The sequence below is a fragment of the Brachyspira pilosicoli genome (genome assembly GCF_019402445.1).
GTDB lineage: Bacteria > Spirochaetota > Brachyspiria > Brachyspirales > Brachyspiraceae > Brachyspira > Brachyspira pilosicoli_B.
This window is the reverse complement of the sequence record NZ_SRZM01000332.1, coordinates 1-3,932: the sequence shown is the minus strand read 5'-3', so window position 1 is coordinate 3,932 and position 3,932 is coordinate 1. Positions and strand designations below refer to the sequence as shown.

Annotated in this window: 2 protein-coding genes; both read right to left on the bottom strand. The window is 28.4% G+C overall.

Features of this window, described 5'->3' with window-relative positions; translation table 11 throughout:
• Positions 1-204: 204 nt before the first annotated feature.
• A complete protein-coding gene (locus tag E6A48_RS10255) occupies positions 205-807 on the bottom strand; it encodes a YdbL family probable chaperone protein (protein WP_013243370.1) in 603 nt (200 codons plus the stop codon).
• A 9-nt stretch (positions 808-816) separates the two neighbouring features.
• A partial coding sequence (locus E6A48_RS10250) for an AsmA family protein (protein ID WP_258018601.1) occupies positions 817-3,932 on the bottom strand: 3,116 nt, incomplete at its 5' end.

Below are 3,932 nucleotides of genomic sequence, written 5' to 3'. Positions count from 1 at the left end.
GCTACGCGGTGCGGACTTCGTCAAAGTTGCGAAAAATGTAAGTATTCAAATTTTATATCTAAAAAAATATATAATGATACTATATGTTTTTGGTATACTTCATAAAAATGCAGTTCTTTTGGTTCTTTTATACCAATAAAAGAACTGGGGTGCGGGGCAAAGCCCTGCAAATATTTTAATTTTTAATTGTTTTGAAAAAGAATATTAATTAGAGTTTGTATATAGAGTCCAACTATTATCTGGAAGCTGATAGTAGCTGTTATTTACAAGACGCTCTATATTTCTCTTATAAAGTGCTGCCTCTACTTCTTTTATATTGGACATTGTAAGTTTTGGGTCTGATAATATTAAATATTCAGCTATAATTTTTCTGTCGGCATTCTCTTTTTCCATTATTTCTTTTATATATTCTATTCTAGTTTCTCCATATTGAACTTCAGGCTCTGTAACATCAAATGCTATATATGATAAATATCCGCTATTGTTCTCTCCAATATAGGCATTAGTTTTATAAAGGTTAATCTCATCTTGATTAAACATACTTCTAATTAAAGCTTCTTTATATTCTGATGCAACCTCATCAGAAACATTTGTACTAACCATTATTAGGCTTAAATCTTTATCTGTTGAAAGAGTAGAAATCTGATAAGCACTCTCATCAATTTGTCTATATCTACCTAAAACCTGTGCTTCTATCAAAGTCTTTCCACCTAAAACTCTCATCTCAGGCTCTTGAACTAATATTAGCTTAGAACAGCTAGTAAAAATAATTGATATAAAAATACAAAATATTAAATACTTCTTCATAAAATCTCCTTAATTTCCGCCTTCTAAGTAAGATATAACATCAGAGAAAGGCATAGGTTCAAGACCAAATTTATCTCCTTCAAATGCTATTAATTGCTGCTTTTGCTGACTAGGTTTATCTAAGTTTTGGTCTCTAAAATAGAATGTAGTAAATACTTTATTTGCAGATATACTAAACTCTACAGAATTAGGGTCATAACCAAATTGAACAATATTTTCAACAGTAGATATACCAGGGTTAATAGGACGTATCATCTCTATTAAGAATTTAGAAAACTCTGTAGACATTTTACTAATACCAACAAAGAATGTAGTAGGTCTTATATTATTAAGAGGACTAATTCCAACGCCAGCAATATCTGCTGTTAAATTAACCAACAATTTTTCATCATTAATTTTATCTCTATTTTCTGGAGGAAGTAAATATTTGAAATTAATATCACTTGCAAGCATTCTCATATCATATTTTATAGTACTAGTATCAAAGCTTCCTAAATCAACATTAAGCCAAGGTAAGTGTATAGCTCCCCTTCTTGGGGCTGTGTTGTTTGATATTGATGCTAAAAATAAATTATCATCAAACTTCTCTCCTCCAATGTATAATGATGATTTTAAGTCTTGTATTGTAAGACCGTGTCCTTGTACTCTTACAGAAGAAGAAAAATCCATTATCCTAATACTGTCGTCTATAAAAGGAGGTATTTTCAAATATACTCTAAGCTGATCAATAAATAAATTTGGCACTTGGCTAGTTAGAGGATTGTATCTTGCCGCAGTTGAAACTACCTGATTTTTATTAGGAGTTAAATCAAAATGATAATCTATATTAGAATCTAAGCCCTTCAATAATATAGACATCTTATCTGGAGAATCCATATTAGCAAAGAAATTATCAGCAACCAAATCTCCATCAGCAATATTATTTTTTAAATTTCCTATTATGCTTAAAAGCCCGCCAATCTCAATTCCAAAAGGCAAATATAAACTATCAGTATCTAAACCAACCTCATAGTTCAAATCAGCATTTTTTATCACAGGCGTAAAATAACCATCAACTCTCACTTTTAAATTATTAGTAGGACTATCTATATTAAACTTTCTTATATTAGCGTATAAGTTCTCACCAAAATTAACATCTGCATCAACTTTCATAGTAACATCTTGAAGTTTATACTGCTTTTCTGTTACATAAACGGTTGTATAATTTGTAACACTCGCAAATGTATCTTCTAAAGATAAATTATAAGCAATAGCACTTGTTAGTTTAACATCATCTTCAAAAGGAAGCCCATCTACTAACTCAGCAAACTTTGTAGAAAGCCAATTTTTCATGGCATAAGGAGCAATTCTTAAAGTATGTACATTAACAAAACCGCTTTTTAAGCCCATACCCTGTAAATTTAAATAAGACTTAAAATTAAAGAAATTACCCAAATCAATATTAAACTCAGAAACATTAATATCCTGTGAAATAATGTTGGCATTAGCAAGCATATTAATATTAGCCTTTGTAGTAGAAGAAACCTCACCATTTAAATTGTAAGAGAAATTATTTATTATTCCTTTCAAATTAAGGTCTATATCGCTTAATAGCTTACCAAAAATATTAGCATCTAAATTTAATGAACCTCTTGCCAAACCTCCGCTAAAATCAGCAACTGGAAGTGATGAAACGTTCAATTTTAAATCTGTAGGCTCATCAAAACGTACAAGCCCTTTAAGTAAAATATTAGCATTTCCATATTTAGCAGAAATATCATCTATATAAACAATAGCATCGCTCTTTTTATTAGGGTCATTTATTACAGTGCCTATAGAAGTAAGTCCGTTTAACGAAGAATCAACTCTCAATGCCACATTAGCATTATTAAATCTATATCTTCTTAAAGCAGTTGCTCTCTCTATTGTAAGTTTATTATCAACAGCAACTTCTATTTCTGGATTAATAATTAAATCAACTACAGTTGTAGAATTAAGGTTCTTTATAGATATAGTTTTTTGCATATCAAAATTGATATTCTTCATAGCTATAGTAAGTTTATTATTGAGATTATTAATAGTGCCTGTAGTTTTATCAGCATCAACATTCAAAAGACCATTCATATTTATACCTAATGATGGCATAAACATAGAAGTTAAACTATTTACCTTTCCTAAATCAAGCCTAGCATAAAAAGTATTTAAATCAATTCCTATATTATCATTAAATATATTTGTTGCAGATGCTATTACTTTTAAAACTTCATCATTCAAAAGCTCTGATGAAATATTATCTATAAATACGCTTTGAGTTTTTATGTTATATCTAGCAAGCAAATTAAACGCCACTTGCATATCATCTTTTTTTATTCCATTATATTTTAAATTTGGTTCACTTACTTCAAAATCAAATACAATTTTTATTTCATCTTCATTAGGATAAGATATATCCAAATTAAATAATGGTTCATCTTTGAAATTTAAAGCAGAATTATTATAAACTAAATCATTGCTTATAAAACTCTTTATATTAAGCTTCTTCAAAACCTCAGGAGCAGAAACTCCCATTACTTTAGATAAAGCAAATCTTTTAGTATTTAAATCTAAATGCAAATTAAAATTACTTAAACTTGCAAAAAGTCCGCTATTATTTGTAACATAAGATAAACTATCAGCACTAAATGATAAATTATTAATTCTAATATTTTCTATATCAGCTTTTAGCTTTAGAAAATCTAATTTAGTAAAATCAAAAGGCTCTTTGTTTGTATCTTCTATTTTTGGCTCTGAAGGCGGCATATCAGGAAGATTCCAATTTCCTGCCTCATCGGTAAACATATTAACATACAAATTATCAATACTTAATTCTTTTACATGAAGTCTCAAGAAAAATAATTGAAATAATGAAAACCTTAATCTTAAATTATCTAAACTTATATTTTCTGCTTCATTAAAGTTTGTAGAATTATAAAGAGTTATATTACTTGCTTCTATTTTAGGAAAGAGTAGTCCATAACTAAATTTCTCTATTACTAATTTTCTATTTAGAGAAGAATATACCACATTCTCTACTATAGTCTTTACCCTATCATTATTTAAATATATCCTAGCTCCAATTACAGCTATAATTAAAATACAAATTATTA

Coding starts and splice junctions, on each gene's coding strand:
- E6A48_RS10255 (WP_013243370.1), bottom strand. CDS start 807: ATGAAGAAGTATTTAATATTTTGTATTTTTATATCAATTATTTTTACT.